A 19,547-nucleotide genomic window follows, 5' to 3' on the forward strand; every position below is an offset into this window, starting at 1 on the left:
TTTCGTGAGAAAGTCCGGATTTTCGGAGGGGAACATCACAAAATGTGTTTTTCCGTTGTGGCTTGATTAGGAAATATTCATTATATTTGTGGCAGATACACGGCTGTTTCCGTTAACCGCCTCATCGCTTGCGTCCGCTTGTGACGCTCATGATGGAAATCACTTATAATCATAATATCAATTTACTAATCAAGAATCTAAAACAATGGTAATGAAAAAGATTTACGCTTTCTTAATCGCCTTGTTTGCATTGACTGCGGTGAGCGCGCAGGGAGTCCTGCCCGAATTCTCCACCACCGATGCACCGAAATGGTACATCGTGCAGTTTGCAAAAGGAGGGCACACGTTGCTCGACAACGGTGTGAACAATGACCTCATAACCGCCAACCGTGCTGTGGCCGATGCCCAGCAATGGCAGTTCATCGGCACCAAGGAGGGGTTTTACATGCGCAGCAAGCTGGGCAACTGGCTCGGTTTCAAGAACAACTTCTATTACTCGGTGGCTGAGGCGGCCAAAGTGCGGATGACCGTTCAGGAAACCTCGGCCGAAGGCGGCAACTGGGAAATCAAGCGCGTGGGACAGTCGTCGTGCCTCAACCAGTATCAGGGCACCGGCGTGGGTGTGAGGCTGAGCGAGTGGACGGCCGGCGACGGCAACAACGCCCTGGCCTTCCATCCCACAAGCGTGGACCTGCCCGTCTTTTCCGGCCAGGGCAGCGAAACGTGGTATTTCGTGAAGATGAACAACGGTGGCCGGTATATGGCCGATACGGCCGTGGCCGGCTGCATCGTCCTCAGCAGTCCCGACCCAGTAGACGGCCAGTTGTGGAAACTCGAAGGCACGCAGGACAATTTCCAGCTGGTCAACAAGCTGGGCCGCTACGCCGTGGTAAGCAATGTGGCGCAGAGTGGTTCTCTAGGCGGTAAAAACCCCACGCCGGTCCGCTCTTCCGAGACGCCCTATGCGGCCGGCTTCTCCCTTCAGGCCAGCGGCGCATCCACAGGTCCGGGATGGGAAATCCACCCCAACGACCGCGCCGGCAAGAACTTCAACCTGTGGGGCGGCGCCAGCGGCACCATCATCGGTCTGTGGAATGCCAACGACAACAACAACCCCATTACTTTCATCGAACCCGACAAAATGGTCTATCCCGACTTCAAGTCGGTGGGCATCAATGGGTATGCGCCCGACAACAAGCTGACGCTGTGGTATGACCAGCCGGCCACGACGGCCCCGCTCTATTCCGGCGGCAACGGCTATTCCAACTGGATGGAATACTCGCTGCCTATCGGCGACGGACAGTTTGGAGCCAGCCTCTTCGGCGGCATTGAAAAGGACGAAATACAGTTCAATGAGAAAACTCTCTGGAGCGGCCGCAGCACCGATTCTTCATCGGATTATGGTTATTACGAAAACTTCGGCTCCGTCTATGCCGAAGAACTCAGCGACGTCTTCAGCTACGTCTCCACCAGTGCCGCCAAGGACTACTACCGCCAGCTCGACCTTTCCACCGCCACCGGCAAGGTGTCTTATAAAAGTCCCGACGGCGCTGTCACTTACACGCGCGAATACATCTCTTCCAATCCGGCCCGCGTGGTGGCTGCCCGTTACTCAGCCAGCGTAGGGGGGAAGATAAATCTCCGCTTTACGCTCGCCAGCAGCAAGGCCCTTAAGGCTGCTACGGCCTACGCTGACGGCAGTGCCACTTTCAGCGGCAAGTTGCCCGTGGTAAGTTACAACGCCCGCATGAAAGTGATACCGACCGGCGGCGAAATGACCACCGGAGAGGACGGCATCACCGTGCGCGGTGCCGACGAAGTGCTCGTCATCCTGGCCGGCGGCACGGACTACGACCCGCAGAATGCCACCTACGTTTCGAATACCGCGGCACTGGCCGGCAAGGTGGAAGCTTGGGTAAACGATGCCGCAGCCAAGACGTGGGCCGAAATTTACAGTGAACAGCAGGCTGACTATAAGTCGTTCTTCGACCGTGTGCACCTTGATCTTGAAGGAACGGTCAATGACGTTCCGACAGACCGGCTGGTCGATACTTACGCACAGGGCGCAGGTCCCAATGCACGCATGCTCGAACAGCTTTACTTCGCTTACGGCCGCTACCTCTCTATAGGTTCTTCACGCGGCGTGGACCTCCCTTCCAATCTTCAGGGTATCTGGAACAACATTGAAAAGGCCAGCTGGCATTGTGACATTCATTCCAACATCAACGTACAGATGAATTACTGGCCTTCCGAAACGACTAACCTCAGCGAACTTCATCTGCCTTTCCTCAACTATATCATCAACATGGCCGATAGCAAGGAGTGGAAAGCCTATGCCAGAGAGAGCGGGCAAACCCGTGGCTGGACTTGCTACACCGAGAACAATATCTTTGGAGGTACGGGCGGTTTCATGAAGAACTATGTCATTGCCAACGCCTGGTATTGCTCGCATCTTTGGCAGCATTACCGTTACACTCTCGATAAGGACTTCCTCAAACGCGCCTTTCCGGCTATGCTGACAGCCAGCCAGTACTGGATGGACCGTCTGGTGAAAGCTGCCGACGGCACCTATGAGGCTCCCCGCGAATATTCGCCCGAGCATGGCCCCGGATCGGAAAATGCCACAGCCCACGCGCAGCAACTGATTTACGACCTCTTTGAGAGTACGCTCAAAGCCATCGACATCTTGGGGAACGAAGTGGAAGTATCCGCTGCCGACCTGGAGAAACTTCAGGACCGCTTTGCCCATCTTGACAAAGGACTCGCCATCGAAAGATACACCGGACAGTGGGGAGCCAATAAGAATGGTGTGAAAACGGGTGAGAAGATTCTTCGCGAATGGAAGTACAGCCAATATACGGCCGGAGCTGACGGTCATCGCCACATGTCACATCTCATGTGTCTCTATCCCTTCAGTCAGGTCAAGGATGGGACCGACCTTTACAAGGCTGCTGTCAACTCTCTGAAACTGCGTGGCGACGGTGCCACCGGATGGTCCATGGGGTGGAAAATAAATCTTTGGGCACGTGCCAAGGATGGCAACCACACCCATACGATTCTGAAGAATGCCCTGCGTCATGCCAATGGCGGTGCCGGCGTGTTCTACAATCTTTACGATTCTCATGCGCCGTTCCAAATAGACGGCAACTTCGGCGCTTGTGCCGGTATGGCCGAAATGCTTATGCAGAGCCACACCGATTCCATTGAAATCCTTCCAGCCCTGCCTGCCGCATGGAGCGCCGGTGAGGTGAGCGGTCTCAAGGCAGTCGGCGATTTTACGGTAAGTATTGTTTGGAAGGGAGGGAAGCCTCTTCGCGTAACGGTGGTCAACAATCAAGGTCAGCCTGGCTATGTGAAATATCCCGGAATAAACACCGCCATGTGTATCGTTAACGGTGAAGAAGTTCTCGGCAGTTGTCGCGGTACGGATCTGGCTGTTCTAAAAGCGGAAAAAGGGGCTGTGACAGTATTCGACTTTACTCAGGTTCCGACCGGTATCGGAAAAGTCGGTGCGGCCGGTACTCTCAGCCTTGCAGTAAAGGGCCGCACGATTACATTGGATGGCGCGGATCTGAAGTCTGTGAAAGTTTTTGATCTTGGTGGGCGCATGATTCATCATACCCGTATGAAAACATTTGCCGTTGATGCCGCAGCCGGTAATGTGGCGGTGGTGGAAGCACTTGCCAAGGATGGTCAAAAAAGTGTGTTCAAGGTAACGCTTCAGTGAGTCTGTAATTGAATTTCATCAATAGTCAAGGTGCGGCACTGCTATTTCAGGGTGCCGCACCCTTTTTTGATGTGATGAAAGAGGTGATTTGTGTTTTTTATGCGTATTTTTGCCAAAATATTTTTGTGATGGAATATCAATTATATAATACGATGTATACGAAAAAGAAGTATTGGATTTTTATGTTGGTCCTGTGGTGTTGTGCCACATGGGCTTATGCCCAGTCCCGCGATGTGTCTGTGGCTGTCAGTGGTAATTCTTATGTGACCAACCGTTCCGATGAAGTGCGGATCGGCGGCAAGGGCACCCAAATGTGGACCCATCCCGAAACTGTGGTGAGTACCTATTTTTACATTCACCAGCCGCAAACTCTCCACGTCGCAGTGAGAGGAAAAGGCGAGGCCGCGATGCTCCTAAGCTGCAACGGAAAGAAAGAAAAAGTAGTGTTCAAGGGCGAAGAGCCGGTTGTATGCGGTAATCTTAAGGTAAAGGTGCAGCACCCCGGCTACGTCAGGGTTGATCTTAAAGGATTGGAGAAACAAGGCAACTATTTTGCCGACATCACCGACATAGTGTTGCGGAATGTGGAAGGCGATGTGACCTACGTACATGACTTTTCCGATTATTGGGGACGTCGCGGGCCGTCCGTACATCTCAATTATCCTCTGCCAGAAGGCGACTTCGAGTGGTTCTACAACGAAGTGACCGTGCCTGAAGACGGGGAAACGATGCACAGCTATTATATGGTGGCTGGTTTCGGAGAAGGTTATTTCGGCATGCAGTATAACTCCGATACGGAGCGCCGGATTCTTTTTTCGGTATGGAGCCCTTTTGAAACGCAGAATCCTAAGGAAATTCCTGAAGACCACCGTGTTGTTATGTTGCGGCGCGGCAAAGACGTGCATATAGGTGAATTTGGTAACGAAGGTTCGGGCGGACAGAGTTATCTGCGCTATCCGTGGAAGGCCGGCAATACGTACCCTTTTCTCATGCAGGTAAGGCCCGACGGCAAAGGCAATACCATTTACACCGCCTATTTCTACGCTGCCGATGATAAGGAATGGCGCCTTATAGCAGAGTTTCTCCGGCCTAAAACGAATACGTGGTATAAGCGTCCGCACTCATTCCTTGAAAATTTCAGTCCCGAGCAGGGTTATCTGACCCGTAAGGTCTGTTTTTCCAACCAATGGGCCCGGACGGCCGGCGGGAAGTGGCATCGGCTGACTCAGGCCGGATTCACCAACGATGGTACGGCGCGTGCCGGTGTGCGGCTGGATTATCGTGGCGGTCTTACTCCCGACAAAAAGGGGGTATTCTTGCAGATGGGAGGTTTCTTTAATGAAAACACGCCTTACGGCAGTCGCTTTACATGTGAACCGCCCGCCGCTCAGGAACCTCCCGTGATTGATTGGGAAGGCTTGAAGAGACTGTAAGTCTGATCGCCGTAAGTAGAATAACAGATAGTCGGGTGTTTTCTGCGGTGGTGGAAAACTGCCCGGAATGACCTTGAAAATACAGCCAAAGCGGGACTTCTCAATGGGAAGTCCCGCTTTGGCTGTTACTTTAGTATTTGAATTGTTTGTTCCTGATGTGTGGAATTTAAAATGAGAGCCGGTAGGTGTCGTAACATACGGCGCGGGCGCCGAATCCTTCTTTTTGAAATATCAGGCCTTCGTTGAGCAGGGTGCCGCCTTGTTCGGTGGAGATGCCGAAATCGAGATAAGAAGGGCCTGGGCTGCTGGTGGCGTATTCGTCTATGATGCGGGAAAACAAGAAGTCGAGTGCGCCGATTTGGCGGCCTTGGGCCGAGGATGCGATATACTGTACGTGTACTACGCGGGGAGTGAGGAAAAGCAGGCAGCCTGCAACAGTCCCGCCGCCACTCCCGTCATTGTTGTCGGGGGCTTGTACGGTACAGAGGCGTATGTCTCTTGGGAAACGGCTCATAAGCAGTTGCAGTTCCGATAGCGTGTGTACGGGCGTTGTGGCATGGCGGTTTTGCAACACATCGTGAAGAATGTGCCAGAAAACCGGCAGATGATCGGAGGCATTCATGCTGACGCGGCAGCCGGCTTTGAGCGCTTTCTGCATGCCGCGGCGGCGCAGGGTGGAAAGAGGCTGGGGGTGGCGTAAGTCCACTACGGAAGAAATGGCGCGTGCCTCAAGCTGTGCTCCCAGGCGGAAAAGGGCATAGAGGTCCTCCTCCGCAGGCAGGGTGTGGTAGATGTGGGGCATGGGCCTGTAGAGCATTTGGCTGAACCCTTGCTCTTTGTAGCAGGCCAGGCAGGCTTGTAGAATTTCGCTGGTTGCGGCTGCGGTGACTTCCGTGCCGAGCAACAGACCGCCGTAGGTGAGGCCGCCGTGTGATTCGATGCAATGCCTTTCCGACCGGCTGCGGCATGCGGGCAGGAGGGCGACTGTGCGGCCGTCAGTTTGCCGTACCATAAGTGACGCGTCTTCGTAACGGTCGGCATGATAGTCCATAAAGTCACGTTCCATGAGGAAACTTGACTGCCGCATGCGGCGTGCGGTCTTGTTCCACTCTTCATGCGCGGCGGGAGAATATTTTTCTATGTACAAGCCTTTGGTAGTCATCGTTGATGTTTGATAGCGGTACGGTGGGGCCGGATGATGGCACACGCCGTTCCTTTTTCTGAATATGCTTTCTTCCGGAATTATCCGGCCGGAAAGCCCCATGCCGTTTTCTGTGCCGTGGCTTCAACGGCGTTTTCCACCTTGTCGGGCAGATTGGGGAAGAAGTCAATGCCTGTGAGCCGCTCCAGCTCGTCAATGCTGACGGCGTGTGTGCCGATAACGGCCAGTGGGGCCGGCTGTTTGTAGTTGTAGCCGTATTCTTTGTGCTCCATCCAGAAGCCTATGGCCGTGTAAGTGCCGTTTTTCACCTTGAGCAGGGCCATGAAGTAATAGTGGGGCACTGCAACGCGTTTGCCGTCGGTGCGGTTGACGTAGCCGAGAATCTGATGAGGCTCTACGGTGCCTCCCTTGACCACGTAAAGCGTATCGGCAAAGGACGCGTCGCGACCGAGTTTCTGAACCTGGCCCTCAAGGGTGATCCAGTAGCCTTGGTTGAAGGAGGCGAGTTGGGGTGACATGTTCGACATGTAGAATGTCTGTTCGTTGGCTTTGGCGGAATAGAGACGGTCTGCCGAGGCACAGATGTGTCCCCGGTTATAGGGATTGCCGAAACTGCGCGGCCCGATGCGCAAGGCGGTGGGGAGCATAGGATCGTCTGCGAAGGGTTCGTCGCTGCGCGATACGTTTTTAATGCGTGTGCGGCCGTCGAAACGGAAGGCCACCCAGCGGGAGTGGAGTTGCTCCCTATCAAACTCAAGGCTATAGGTCATCACGCTGTCGGCACCTTCTTTCGTGCGGTGGGCCGTAACGAGTGTACCGCTAGTCTTTATGGCCGGTGTTTCCATTCGTGCGGCCACATTGCCCGTGGCAGGAACGCCTGGAGCGGTGTCGCCTCCGCCTAAATTGATGTTGGGAGTGTCATCTGAACAGGCTGTGGCAAACAGTAATGTGCCGCCTGCAAGAACCAGGCCATATAAAAGACGGATGATATTTTTCATGCGTTGTTCTTATACAATTAAAAATGAACGGGCCTGTACTGACCCGCTCATTTGTTGATATCCGGTTGCTTTTGTCGTTATTGTATGTAAATGGTTCCATCGGCGGCGGTCAGCGTGAAGTCGTCGAAAATAACCGCACCTCCGGGATTTTTTGAAATCATGACTATGGGATTGACCATAGTTTCGGCATCGAGCGTGAAGGTGTGCTCAACAAGCACCCATTCGCCGGTGAGGTCGTTAACGTAATCGCCATAGGTGTATTGGGTGTTTACTGCGGCGCCGTTGACCACCGGTACGTAGCCCGGACGGACACTACCCCCCCTGTTTGTGGCGGCCTTGACGTAGAATTTCATCGTATAGGTGCCGGCCGGCAGTGTCAGTTCTTTATAGGCCAAGCGGTTGTTGCCGCTTGTTGAACCGGCTACTTCGGCGGCATATTGGCCGCTGTGAGCGTCTGTGGTGCGGGTGATGGCTCCCTTGGAAGCCGAGGTCGTGGATTGCCAGTGGTAAGGGGTGGAGCCTTTCCAGTTTTCAAAATCTCCGTTGGCAGCTGTCTCGTCTCCTGTATTGTCGTCGCTGCCTCCGGTGTTCTCGCCCGGTTTGCCGGCTTCGATGGAGAAATTGCGCACTTCCCAGGTGGAACCGCTTTCGGCATTGGTGTTATAGCGGAAAGCTATGCGGATATTCTTGCCCATATATTCGGCCGGAATGGCAAGGTCGGCTGTAGTGAAGGTGTTCCAGTCGGTTTTGCCGTCAGCCGTTTTCAGGTCTGTCACGTGGTCGGAGTTCAAAAGTGTCCAGCCGTCTCCGGGATGGGCTTCGTCAAAGTTGGCATTGATGAGCACCTGCTGGTTGTCTTTATCTTTGTTGTATTGAATGATATATTCATAGCTGAGGTGGACTTCCGTCTGACCTGCCAGAGATATTTCGGGACTTACCAGATAATAGGTGCCGGCGGTTGTTACTTTCGTGGCGTTGTCGTAGCCGGTAGCCTTAGCCGTCTGATAATCGTTGATCCATTGTCCGCTGCCGCTCGTGGTGTGGCTCTTGAAGCCGCCGAGGTCTGAGGAGAACGAGGCGGAGAAAGGCAACGTCTTCACGCTTTCCTCATCGCCCTTGTCGGGATTATAAGTGCCGGCGCCGTTGAGAACCTTAAAGTTCTTGACCTCCCAGGTTGCTGCCTTGGTGGTGGTTTTGTAGCAGAGGGCCACTGTCACACCGCCAGTCTTACAGAACTCGGCAGGAATGTTCACCTCGCCGCTGTTATACCATGTGTCCCAGTCACTGCCCTGCACCTGGTTATATTCCATTTCCGTCCAGGTAGCGGCGGTAACATCCGTCGTATAGTCTTTGCTCACCAAAAGGCGGTAGTGGCTTTTAAGTTCGTTGGCATTGCCGTAACGCAGAATGTAGTCAAATGTCACATGTGCGGCTTCAATGTTGGTCAGGTCCATTTTAGGGGAAATGAGCCAGCTTTCAGCGGGGTTGTTCTCTTTGTTACCATCGCCGTCAGTGTCGGTAAAAGAAGTTACCTGAGCACAACTGTAGCTGACACTCCAAGGGAATGCGCCTTCCGGAGTGCTGGTGGTGAAACGGCCGAGACTGGTGGAGAAACTCTCGTTGAGAATGACGTCACCGACTTCACCTTCATCGGGCTTGTCGTTGATGCCATAAGGGGCTGGAACATCTTCGCAGGCGGTGAAGCCTAAGGCAAGAATTGCTGCGGCAAAGAATGATAAATACTTTTTCATATTTGCGGATATGTTATGTTTTGAATGAACGGATTAATGGTGTATTTATTGTGCGTAGGTTGCCGTTTCGGCGTCAATTTCCGAGTTGGACTTGAGCGCCGGATAAACATCGTCAAGCGAACGCAACTGTAATTGCCAGCCGTCGTAGTAATTTAATACGCCGGTGTATGAGCGTTCGTCGGCGGGCAGATAACGGTAGGCGATTTCGTTTTTCGTGGAGGTGCGCAGAACGACATTGCTCGTATTCGTTTTTAAAGAGATGGTACGGTCAACGCCGTAGCCGTTGTCGTGAAGCTCATAAGGTGCGAACATCTTATGACCGTTGATCATGGTCTCTGTCTCCCCTGTAACTTCGCCTACGGCAGGAGTGGAGTTTTGTGCCTCATCGATAAGTCCGCTTACCTTTGCCAGGAGCGGTGTGTTGCGGTAGATCTTGTTGGCTGATGCCCGGAGCCAGGCCTCACCGGCAGCATCGGTAAAGTCGAGAGGTACTGTTTCAGGTGCATTGTCGTCAGGCTGTCCCACCAGCTCAATGTTGGTGCGGCACATCTCAAAGAGCATAGGACCAAGATTGAGATTGCCGTAACTCGTCTTGTAGGGTTGCCCTATGGTGGGTACTTTGCTGTAGCAACCTGCCCAAAGACCTTTCAGATTGACCTTGATGCGTTGTCCTACCTTGAAGTAGGGATAGAGGCAGGTGTTCTTTATTTTCAGCAGGATGCTCTGGTCGGTACCGTCTGTTCCGATGTTGCGCAACAGAAGTGTTTGATAAAGATTGCCTGAAATGTCGTTGGCGGCAATGACACCGGTTATGATGATGTCCTCGTTGATTTTTGAATAGAAGTTCGAGGCATTCCGTTGAAAATCGGCTGTAGCGCCATTGGCACAGTATTTGTCTTTTACTTCACCGATGGTCATGTTCACCTCGCCAACCGACGTGGGACTCGTTATGAGCAGATTGTCCGTGTCGGGGCTGTCGTGGTCGTCCATGCACGAAGACAGGGCTAATGTACTCAGGCAGCCGGTAAATATGATGGATAATAATTTGTTCATGTCTTTATTGCTTTTTGTTCGGTACGCCGGATGGTAAGTGCGGCATACTGGTTTAGAAACGGAAACCTACGTTGAGGAACGCGTTGATGGCGTTGGCGTAGTAATATTTCGAATTCTTTGAGAAAACATAGGCGCGGTCTTCGCCGGTGTTGTAGCTGTCGCCACGGTTCTGTTCATATCCTCCGGTGCGCATGTTACGGTTGTTCGTGATGTTGCTCACTGAGAGGTTTACGCTCAGGGTGCGTCCTTTGGGCAGGCGGATGAACTTGCCGATAGAGGCGTCAAGCATGAATCCGCCGTCAAACTTTTCCTGCTTGGCCGAATAGGCGGCAGCTACGGAACCGTCTTGATTGAAAAGGACACCTCCGCCTCGGTTGAGCTCCTCCCGCGTTACATCGAAAGTGGGTACTCCGTTGGCGTCAACGGCCGAAGCGGTGTAATTGGGCGTAATGTTGGAGAGGCGGCGATACTGCGAGAAGCCGACATAGACACGGTCGTAGTAATTGAGGTTGGCCTCGAAGAACCAGCCGTTGGTGTTGTAGTTAACCCCTAGACTGGCGGCGGCCAGCGGTGTGCCGCTTATGCGCATGCCATCGGCTACGACACGCAGCGGCATAGCTTCGCCGGTTACTGGATTAGTCCAGACGTTCAGTTCGTTAATGGTTTTTGCATCCATTCCCTCATAGTTGATCTGCGCATAAGGATTGTTGATGTATTTGGCATCGCTGATGGTTCCCATGAGGTTGAAGGAGAGTTTTGAATTGACCTGATAAACAAAAGCCGCTTCAAGGCCGGAATGTTCCTTGTCGATACCGTTCATAGTGAGATAGGTGAAACGTGTTTCAGCGTCATTGTAGAAAGCCGTCTGCTCCACCTGATTCATGAATTTGGTGTAGAAGGCGGAAAGACGGCCGGAAAAGTTACCCACACGGAAAGCATAGCTGAGTTCTCCGCTGAGGATGTCTTCGGTAGTGAGGTTGTCTACAAAATTGTTTTGCATGCGAGGGGCCACAAAACTGTTGCGTGCCAATGGTGCGCGGCTTTCATATCCTCCTGAAATGGCTATGCGGTGGTTGGCTATGGGCGTATAAGTCAGCATGGCTTTGGCGCTTCCGCCCAGAAAACGTGCTTTCCCGCTCTTGCCATAGGAATTTTCCGGTGCGCGGCCGTTTTGCATCAGGCCGTCACGCTCAATAGTCGAACCATCAATGCTTCCTCCTGCAATCGCGGAGAATTTACGGGTTGTATATTGGTATTGCATCCAGGCACGTGCTTGGTTTACAAATATGTTGTAGTTGTAGCCGAATTTGTCGCCTACGCCGATTTTGCGGTTGGGATTGCGCAGGTCGTTTTGCGCTTCGCTGCTCTCCGGGCCGTAATCGTTGGCCGCGAATTTATCCACATCGGTGTAGCGGGTGCCGCCCAAAAGGTCTTCCATCGTTTTGTAGTGCATGCCTTTGGTGGAATTGATGCTGAAACCGGCAACGTATTTATTGTGTGCGTTGAGTGAGTGGCTGAAGGCCGAGTTGAGGGCAAATACCATCTGGTCGTTATGACGCCGCTCCTGATAATAGAGAGCTTCGCCTCCGTTAAGTTCATTTTGGCGGTTCACATAGTACATACGGTCCCAGTTAATCTGGCGATTGGCTTCACTGGCGCGCCAATAGTCTACGAGCTGGTTGTATTGTTCGAGGAAGAACGGATTTTGTGCCAGATAGTCAGGATTGTTAATAGTGGGATCGTAAACGTTGAATACGCTCGATGGCAGGTTCTTGTAATAGTCAGGTCTAGGGTCGTAAGCATCGCCGTTCCAGCCTAGGGCTGTGGAACCGTAATTGCTGTACTTGAAACCGGCTGCGGTAGAGAGGCGCATCTCGGAGTTGATCTTGTAGTCCCAGGAAAGGATGGTGGTTGGTTCAAAGCTTTTCACAACACGCGAATTGCGCATTTTCCCGTTTTGGAATCCCCAGTTCGGATTGTAATAGTGGGAATTGGCCAGCCAGTAAGCTTCTTCTGTTGAAGCTCCCTGCTGTCCGCGTTCCGTGGGCGATCCGAATGTGACGAGTGAGAGGCTGTGGGCATCGCCGAAACGTTTTTCTGCCGATAACATGTAGGCAAAGGAGTTGTAGAATGTACCGTCTATCACGCCTTCGTTGGCCCAGCGGTATCCCACGGTTCCGGCAAAGGCCCATCCGTTTTCATTCAACCCTGTGGCGTGGGTAAACATGCCGCGCATGAGGTAGTTGCGGTTACACCCTGAGAGAGTGAGCTTATTGCCTTGTGCAAACTGGCTGGCCCGTGTGTTGATGTTGCTTGCTCCGCCGATACTTGTCAGTCCGAAGTTGTTGTATTCAAAACCGGCAACACCTTCCTGATTGCGGGTGGCATCGTTGAGGCCGCCTATCATGCCGTAACTGAAACGGCCTGTTTCGACATCGTTAAGCATCAGGCCGTTCATGTAAACCTGATTGTACATGTTGTCGTAACCACGCACGCGGAAACGCATGGGGCTGAAGCGGTAACCTACCTCTGAGAGATAGACATCGCTCTTCGACGCCGAAATGGACGATACGGCTTGCGAGGCATCGTTGTCCTCGTCGAGTTGCGACTCGGTGAATGTGAAGTCAGCGCTGTCGTCATAGCGGTTGAGCGTGTCGACTTGCTGGGCATACATTCCTCCGGCCACGCACCAAGCCGCAGCCATTAGTTTTACGCCTTTACTCATAATACAGTTTTTTGTTGATTGATTATGGTTTGAGTTTTCCGGGCAAGGCTTCTGCCTGCTGGCCGGTCATGAAGTTTCTCCCTTCTATTCTATATGGGTTAAATCAAAGGAGCAGCCTGCCAATGTTTGACCGGAAATAGGGCTAAAGGCAGGTTTCTTTCGGAGGCAGTTCCAGTCTTTTCCGGGGATTATTACGTTGCAAAGGTAATAGATTTTCAGATGGAAACGTTTACATTTTATGTGATTTTTTATTTTTATGTACGACCCTCGTCCGAAATCTCATTTTTTTTTTTGATATTTGCCCCGAAAAAAGGCGCAAAGCCATAAAGTTTGTTTTATAATGAAGAAAATTTGTTTATCCCTTGTTCTGCTTTTGGTCGCTTTGTCGGTTTGGGCTGACGGTAAGGAACCTAAAAGCTATCGCCTTTATGGCGTGGCGTTCTACAATCTGGAAAATTTGTTCGACACTGTGCACGATTATGGTAAGAACGATTATGAGTATCTTCCTTCCGGCACCATGAAATGGGGCAAGATGAAGTATGAGGCCAAGCTAAAGAATATTTCGAAGGTTCTTTCCGAACTGTGTGTTGACAAACATCCCGCAGGTCCTGCCGTTATCGGCCTGTCGGAAGTGGAGAATCACCATGTGCTCGATGACCTTCTCAAGCAACCGGCTCTTAAGAACCGCGGTTACAAGTATGTGAACTATCCCGGCGTAGACCGTCGCGGCGTGGAGTGCGCTTTCCTTTATAATCCGCGTTCTTTCAAACTCGAAAGCAGCATGATTGTACCATATTATTATAAATACGATGACCCTTCAATGCCTGATCCTGGCCTTGGTTTTTACGTGGACGGGCAAGGATGTGTCAAAGCCCATGAGGAATTGCGTGGCGACACTACTTATATTACGCGCGGTTTTTTGGTGATGAATGGTCTTTTAGCCGGTGAGCGGACGGTGTTTATTGTTAACCACTGGCCTTCCCGCGGTGCTGGCAGTTTTGCCCGCGAACGTGCCGGCTATCAGGTGCGTTGTCTTAAGGATGCTCTTATGAAGCAATATCCCGATGCGAAAATCATCATCATGGGTGATATGAATGACGATCCGGCAGACAAGAGTATGACTAAAAGTTTGGGATGTCTCAGGCGAATGAAAGATGTTAAAAAAACAACGGATCTTTTTAATCCGTGGTACGATATGCTCTATAAGGTAGGGCAGGGAACTTTGCTCTATGATGGGCGTTGGAACCTTTTCGATCAAATTGTTTTTACAGGTAATCTCCTTGGTTCCGACCGTTCTACGCTGAAGTTTTACAGGAATGAGATTTTCATGCGTGATTATCTTTTCCAACAGGAAGGCCGTTACAAAGGTGCTCCTTTGCGTACTCATGCCGGTGGCGTGTGGCTCAATGGTTATAGCGACCACCTGCCCGTTTATATTTATCTTATCAAGGAGGTGAAGTGAGCAGGGCGAGAACGCAGAGAATTGAATTGAAATATAGAAATCCCGATGCTTTTCTCCTGCATCGGGATTTCTTGTGTTTTGTAAGTTGTGTGAAAATGGTGCGTGGGGATATTATATGTGAATGAGATGTTCCATTTTACGGGTATATAGAGGTGAAGGTATTGCCTATTTTTCTTTCTGCCATTCGAAAGAAGCGACTATAGGATAATGGTCTGATGCGTTGATGGAACAGTCTACCTGGCAGGCGTATGGTTTAAAATGGCGTGAACACATCATGTGGTCTATACGCACACAGATGGCATCGCGGTTAAAGGTGCGTCCAAAACCGTTGCCGGTGGTTTCGTATGCGTCAGTCAGTCCTTGCGACAGAATGCGCCGCCGGGTGTAAGATATCGGCGTGTCGTTAAAGTCACCACATAAGATAACGGGAAATTTTTCGTGAAGTTTCAGGTAGTCTGCCACGATATCAGCTTGTACGGCGCGTGTGACAGAAGCTGTTGAGATCTTTGAAACCAGCAGCCGTGAGCTGCTTTCCACATCGCTTTCTTCCGGTGTGCGTACCATTGTGTGATAGCTTTTGCGGTCTGCGGGCGAGAGGTGCATCGATTCCAAGTGACAGTTGACAACCAGCAGTGTATCTGTTTTTCCTGTCAGCAGTTTGAATGCCGCGCTGCCGTTGGTGCCGTTATGGCAGATCACTTCTTTTCCCACTATGGGGTAACGTGAGAAGACCGCGTATATGTTACTGTTAATCGACACGGTGTCATGATGAGGGTATGCCTTCTCCAGCATGGGTAGTGTCTCTTCGGCATAGCGCGTGAAAGGAATCGTGGCTGCCTCTTGGAGGCAAACGATGTCCGCCTGTGCGTCAATCAGATAGTTCGTAATGGCATGACGCTCCTGTGCGGCGGTGTTTTCGCCGCCGAAGCAGGCTGTGTTGTAGGAAATAACCTTGATGGCTCCTTCGGGCGGTGATGAAGGGAAGTTGAAAGGGATGTATGCGCGGATGGAAAAGAAGGCGCCTGCCAGTCCGAGGAGTGGAATCCATGCGTGGCGTCGTGCGAAGAGGAGTGTCAGAGCCTGCATGAGCAGTACACCGGTCAGAAAAAAAGGAAAAGCCAGTCCGACAACACCGAGCAGGCGGCAGTGTACGGGACTGATAAAGACGCTGGCCGCACATAGCCATAGAAGGACTACGGCGCACCATGATGCGCCAGCCAGCAGGTTTTGTGCTGTATTGACTTTCATTGTTTTAAAGTGGATGTCGCGGTTGTGCGCGGCTTCGTTGTCCTGTTTTTATTTTTTACTGTTTTCAAAGAGGAAACGTTTCTCTTCCTCTGTCAGTGCGTTGTAGCCGTTTTTCCGTATTTTGTCGAGGATATCGTCCACGCGTTTCTGCTGTTCGGCCGTGCGGCGGTTATAATCGTAGTCGGCGTTGCGGTCTTTGAAGCGCACGCCGCCCCGGTGTATTTTCATTTTGGGCCGCCGTTTGAAAAGTTGGCCGAACTTTCGCGCCCGGTCACGCAGACGCTCGCGGAAGTTACGGCTGCGCCGTGGCGTCCAGGTTTCCCAACTGTCGAAGCGCCGGCGCCGTCCGCCGTTGCGCCAGTAAAGGATGAGCAACAGGCCGAAAATCATGCCTCCAAGGTGGGCGAAATGGGCAATGTTACCGTTGGTGAAAAACGCTGAGAACAATTCTATTGCGCCGTAACCTACCACAAAATATTTGGCTTTGATGGGGATAGGAGGTATGAGCAGCATGATGCGCTCGTTAGGAAAAGTCATGCCATAGGCCAGCAGCACACCGTAGCAGGCGCCGCTCGCACCGATTGTGGTCCAGCGGTTCAGATAGTCTCCCATCGGCATGATAAATCCGGAAGGATCCCTTACGCCGGCATAGCCAGCCATGCCTGTGAAATAATATTCACCCAGCTGCCACAGTTCCTGACAGATGCCTGCGCCCACTCCGCAAACGAAAAAGTAGAGCAGGAAACGTTTCGGGCCGAACACCTGTTCGATGATGCGTCCGAACATCCACAGCGAGAACATATTAAAGAAGAGGTGGCTGAAATCGCCGTGGAGAAACATATAGGTGACAAACTGCCATGGGGCGAAATTGTCGGCCAAAACGAAGTGCAGGCCCAGCATGTCGACGAGATCGGTGCCGCGGCGGCCGAACACGAGTTGTGCCAGAAAAACGATACCGTTGATTATCAGCAGATTCTTTGTTATTGGGGGCAATTGTTTGAACATACGATGTCTTTAGGGATAAATATGGCCGCAAAGTTACTACTTTTGCGCCGATTGTCATTTTAGTTTATGATAAAATGTCGTAACTTTGCACCTGAAACCGTTAAAACAAAAGAACTTTACATTTTCTTAAAATGCAAGAAATCATCCAGTTTTGTTTAGACAATCTGAACTATCTCACCATTACGCTTTTCATGGCCATTGAGAGTTCTTTCATTCCCTTTCCCTCCGAAGTGGTGGTGCCGCCTGCAGCCTGGCTGGCCTGTACTGAAGGTAACGGCATGAACATCTTTCTCGTTGTAGTGTTTGCCACTTTGGGGGCCGACATCGGCGCGCTGGTCAACTATTATCTGGCACGTTCTCTGGGGCGTGCCGTGGTTTACAGGTTTGCCGACAGTCGTTTCGGCCACCTGTGTCTGCTCAACGGCGAAAAGATAACCCATGCCGAGGACTATTTTCGCCGTCACGGTGTGCCGTCCACTTTCTTCGGTCGGCTTGTGCCTGCCGTGCGGCAGCTTATTTCGATTCCGGCCGGACTTTCCCGGATGGATATCCGTAAGTTTCTCCTTTATACTACGCTCGGAGCCGGATTGTGGAACGGCATACTGGCTCTGTTGGGATACCTTATCTATGTTTCGTCGCCCAATTTGAAAACGACGAAAGACGTGGCCGACCTCGCTGGGAAGTACAGCCATGAAATAGGTTACGCCATATTGGCTGTAGTGGTTTTGGCAGGCATTTATCTGCTTGTGAAATATGTTCTCAAAAAGCGCCGCGCATGATGAGGCTCCGGCGGCACAGCCTGATATTGACGCTCTGTCTTGCAGCTCTTTCTGCTGCCGGACAGAGCGTTTGCATGTCCGGCAACTGCGGTGGTCGGGTGTTGCCGTCGCGCACTGTCACTCACGAATGGCTTTATGGAGCGGGACATCTCAATGTGCTGGACACTTATCTCACGCCGTTGGAATATACCGGTCCTTCGCTTTCCGTTACCCATCGTTCGGAGCGTTTGGCGCGGTGGGGATGCGGCAAGGTGACGGTGCAGGCGTTTTTCACCGGTCAGGCTGCCGCTCTTTCTTCGCCGGCCGATAATCACGATGCTTTTGACGGTCAGATCACTGCCGCCGTGGCCTGGCACCGCAATTGGTTTCCTGTCAGGGGACTGAGACTGGCGGCTGGCGGAATGGTTCAGCTGGGCGGCGGGTTCACATATCTTACCACCGGCGGAAACAATCCTGCACAGGGGAGGCTGGCTGTGGACGCGGTTCTGTCGTTGCGGGCGGATTACGACTTCCGTCCCGGGCGGAGCGGAGGCGGTATCACGTCGCAACTCGATCTGCCTTTTGCCGGAGCAATGTTCACGCCCAATTACGGGCAGTCATATTATGAGATATTCTCTTTGGGCCATTACGACCGTAATGTGCGTATGACACACCCTTTCAACGCGCCGAGTGCCCGATGGCTCACCACATTGAGGCTGCCTTTGGCGGGAGCCATGCTTTCGTTGGGATATCTGGCCGACATCCGCCAGTCCGATGTCAACGGTCTTAAGCGCCATGCCTGGAATCATCATTTTGTGATAGGTTATGTGCGGCGCCTTCAGCTCTTCCGGCCGTAATATTAATAGAAATACGTAATGAAAAGATTGTTCCGCTTCCTGCTGTTTATCTCTGTATCTGTTTGGCTGCTGTCTGCCTGCATAACGGAAGACGTCATGCCCGACACGCGTCGCGGGAACTTCGAGGCGTTGTGGCAGACGCTCGACGAGCGTTATTGCTTCTTCGGCCGGAAGGCGGCCGCTTACGGGTTGGACTGGCGCGCTGTGCGCACAGCTTACGGAATACGTGTGAGAGAGGAAATGACCGACCGGCAGTTTTTTGAAGTATTGGGTGAGATGATTTGTGAATTGCGCGACGGTCACGTCAACCTCTATGCCGCTCATGACGTAGCGCGTTACGGAGCATGGTTTGACGACTATCCGGCCAATTACTCCGACTCCTTGGAGCGTGTGTATCTGGGGCGCACGTCCGATTATCAGATGGCCGCCGGCTTGAAATACCGCATACTCGATGATAACATAGGGTATGTGCGCTGCGCCTCCTTTGCTTCAGGGTTTGGCGACGGTAACCTGCATGAGGTGATGCGATATCTGGCTTTGTGTGACGGACTCATCGTAGATGTGCGCGGTAATGGCGGCGGCATGCTTACTGCCGCCGGAAAGTTGGCTTCGCTCTTTGTGAATGAAACGGTGACAGCCGGTTACATGTGCCATAAAACCGGTCGCGGACACGATGATTTCTCCACACCGGAGGTGATCCGCCTCAAGCCTTTTTCAGGACTGCGTTGGCAGAAGCCGGTGGCCATACTGACCAATCGGCGTACATACAGTGCTGCCAACAGTTTTGTGATGTACCTCAAGGGACTGCCTGGTGTGACCGTGGTGGGCGACCGTACCGGAGGCGGTTCGGGCATGCCGCTTACAAGCGAATTGCCCTGCGGATGGAGTGTACGGTTTTCGGCCTGTCCCATGTACGACCGGGAAATGAATGTTACCGAAGAAGGCATTGAACCGGATGTGAAGGTTGATATCAGCAGGGAAGACTATGCCCGCGATGTGGATACCATCATAGAAACGGCTCGCAGGCTGCTGCGTGCGGAAGGTGAGAGGGGGATTTGAAAAAATGACAGATAAAATGCTGCCGGTAATAAAAATAATTGTATCTTTGCACCGCTATCGGCGCCTGTGGCGAAATTGGTAGACGCGCCAGACTTAGGATCTGGTGTTTCGCGACGTGTAGGTTCGAGTCCTATCAGGCGCACAAATTGACTGAGGAGGAATTTCCGCAAGGATTTTCCTCTTTTTCTTTTCTGTAAGTATCTGTTATCCTGCGTATAACAGAGAGTGCTGCATTCTCGCCAAAGGTTCGATAATCCGGGTCAAGCCGAAATTCCGGTGCATTTGTTAAAATTCGAGAGCTGAAATGTT

Annotated in this window: 13 protein-coding genes and 1 tRNA gene; 7 read left to right on the plus strand and 7 right to left on the minus strand. The window is 52.1% G+C overall.

The features are described 5' to 3' along the window. Positions 1-211: 211 nt before the first annotated feature. Positions 212-3,727 (plus strand): glycoside hydrolase N-terminal domain-containing protein, encoded by a 3,516-nt coding sequence (locus C5S62_RS10230; protein ID WP_223301217.1) that lies wholly within the window; start codon positions 212-214, stop codon positions 3,725-3,727. Between the two features lie 128 nt (positions 3,728-3,855). Next, entirely contained in the window at positions 3,856-5,160 is a 1,305-nt protein-coding gene (locus C5S62_RS10235; RefSeq protein WP_223301218.1) for a DUF3472 domain-containing protein, read from the plus strand. 166 nt (positions 5,161-5,326) lie between these two features. Here the strand turns inward: C5S62_RS10235 and C5S62_RS10240 are convergent, their stop codons facing one another. From C5S62_RS10240 to C5S62_RS10260, 5 genes are all read right to left on the minus strand, one after another. Continuing rightward, a complete protein-coding gene (locus tag C5S62_RS10240) occupies positions 5,327-6,424 on the minus strand; it encodes a GNAT family N-acetyltransferase (RefSeq protein WP_104405284.1) in 1,098 nt (365 codons plus the stop codon). Further along, complete coding sequence (locus tag C5S62_RS10245) at positions 6,403-7,320, minus strand: DNA/RNA non-specific endonuclease (protein ID WP_104405285.1); 918 nt, start codon at positions 7,318-7,320, stop codon at positions 6,403-6,405. The genes C5S62_RS10240 and C5S62_RS10245 overlap by 22 nt, the downstream gene beginning before the upstream one ends. 77 nt (positions 7,321-7,397) lie before the next feature. After that, positions 7,398-9,071 carry a choice-of-anchor J domain-containing protein gene (locus C5S62_RS10250; RefSeq protein ID WP_104405286.1) on the minus strand — a complete coding sequence of 558 codons (1,674 nt, stop codon included), beginning with the start codon at positions 9,069-9,071 and terminating at the stop codon, positions 7,398-7,400. Positions 9,072-9,116: 45 nt separating this feature from the next. After that, on the minus strand, positions 9,117-10,124 hold the full coding sequence (locus tag C5S62_RS10255) for a DUF5689 domain-containing protein (protein WP_104405287.1): 1,008 nt from the start codon (positions 10,122-10,124) through the stop codon (positions 9,117-9,119). A gap of 52 nt (positions 10,125-10,176) precedes the next feature. After that, a complete protein-coding gene (locus C5S62_RS10260; protein WP_104405288.1) occupies positions 10,177-12,849 on the minus strand; it encodes a TonB-dependent receptor in 2,673 nt (890 codons plus the stop codon). Positions 12,850-13,189: 340 nt separating this feature from the next. Between C5S62_RS10260 and C5S62_RS10265 the strand changes: the two genes are divergently transcribed. Continuing rightward, positions 13,190-14,311, plus strand: coding sequence for an endonuclease/exonuclease/phosphatase family protein (locus C5S62_RS10265; protein ID WP_104405289.1), 1,122 nt, complete (start codon positions 13,190-13,192; stop codon positions 14,309-14,311). A gap of 165 nt (positions 14,312-14,476) precedes the next feature. Here the strand turns inward: C5S62_RS10265 and C5S62_RS10270 are convergent, their stop codons facing one another. Both C5S62_RS10270 and C5S62_RS10275 read right to left on the minus strand, forming a co-directional pair. Further along, a complete protein-coding gene (locus tag C5S62_RS10270) occupies positions 14,477-15,559 on the minus strand; it encodes an endonuclease/exonuclease/phosphatase family protein (RefSeq protein ID WP_104405290.1) in 1,083 nt (360 codons plus the stop codon). Between the two features lie 48 nt (positions 15,560-15,607). Then, positions 15,608-16,564, minus strand: coding sequence for a rhomboid family intramembrane serine protease (locus C5S62_RS10275; protein ID WP_104405291.1), 957 nt, complete (start codon positions 16,562-16,564; stop codon positions 15,608-15,610). Positions 16,565-16,695: 131 nt separating this feature from the next. Between C5S62_RS10275 and C5S62_RS10280 the strand changes: the two genes are divergently transcribed. The 4 genes from C5S62_RS10280 (at position 16,696) to C5S62_RS10295 (ending at position 19,380) form a co-directional block, all read left to right on the plus strand. Further along, entirely contained in the window at positions 16,696-17,343 is a 648-nt protein-coding gene (locus C5S62_RS10280; protein ID WP_104405292.1) for a DedA family protein, read from the plus strand. After that, complete coding sequence (locus tag C5S62_RS10285) at positions 17,340-18,179, plus strand: DUF3316 domain-containing protein (protein WP_104405293.1); 840 nt, start codon at positions 17,340-17,342, stop codon at positions 18,177-18,179. Before C5S62_RS10280 ends, C5S62_RS10285 begins: the two co-directional genes overlap by 4 nt. Positions 18,180-18,197: 18 nt before the next feature. Continuing rightward, positions 18,198-19,238 (plus strand): S41 family peptidase, encoded by a 1,041-nt coding sequence (locus C5S62_RS10290; protein ID WP_104405294.1) that lies wholly within the window; start codon positions 18,198-18,200, stop codon positions 19,236-19,238. A 60-nt stretch (positions 19,239-19,298) separates the two neighbouring features. After that, a tRNA-Leu gene (locus C5S62_RS10295) sits at positions 19,299-19,380 on the plus strand. The last annotated feature ends 167 nt before the right edge of the window (positions 19,381-19,547 follow it).

Source organism: Prevotella sp. MGM2, from assembly GCF_002933955.1.
GTDB lineage: Bacteria > Bacteroidota > Bacteroidia > Bacteroidales > Bacteroidaceae > Alloprevotella.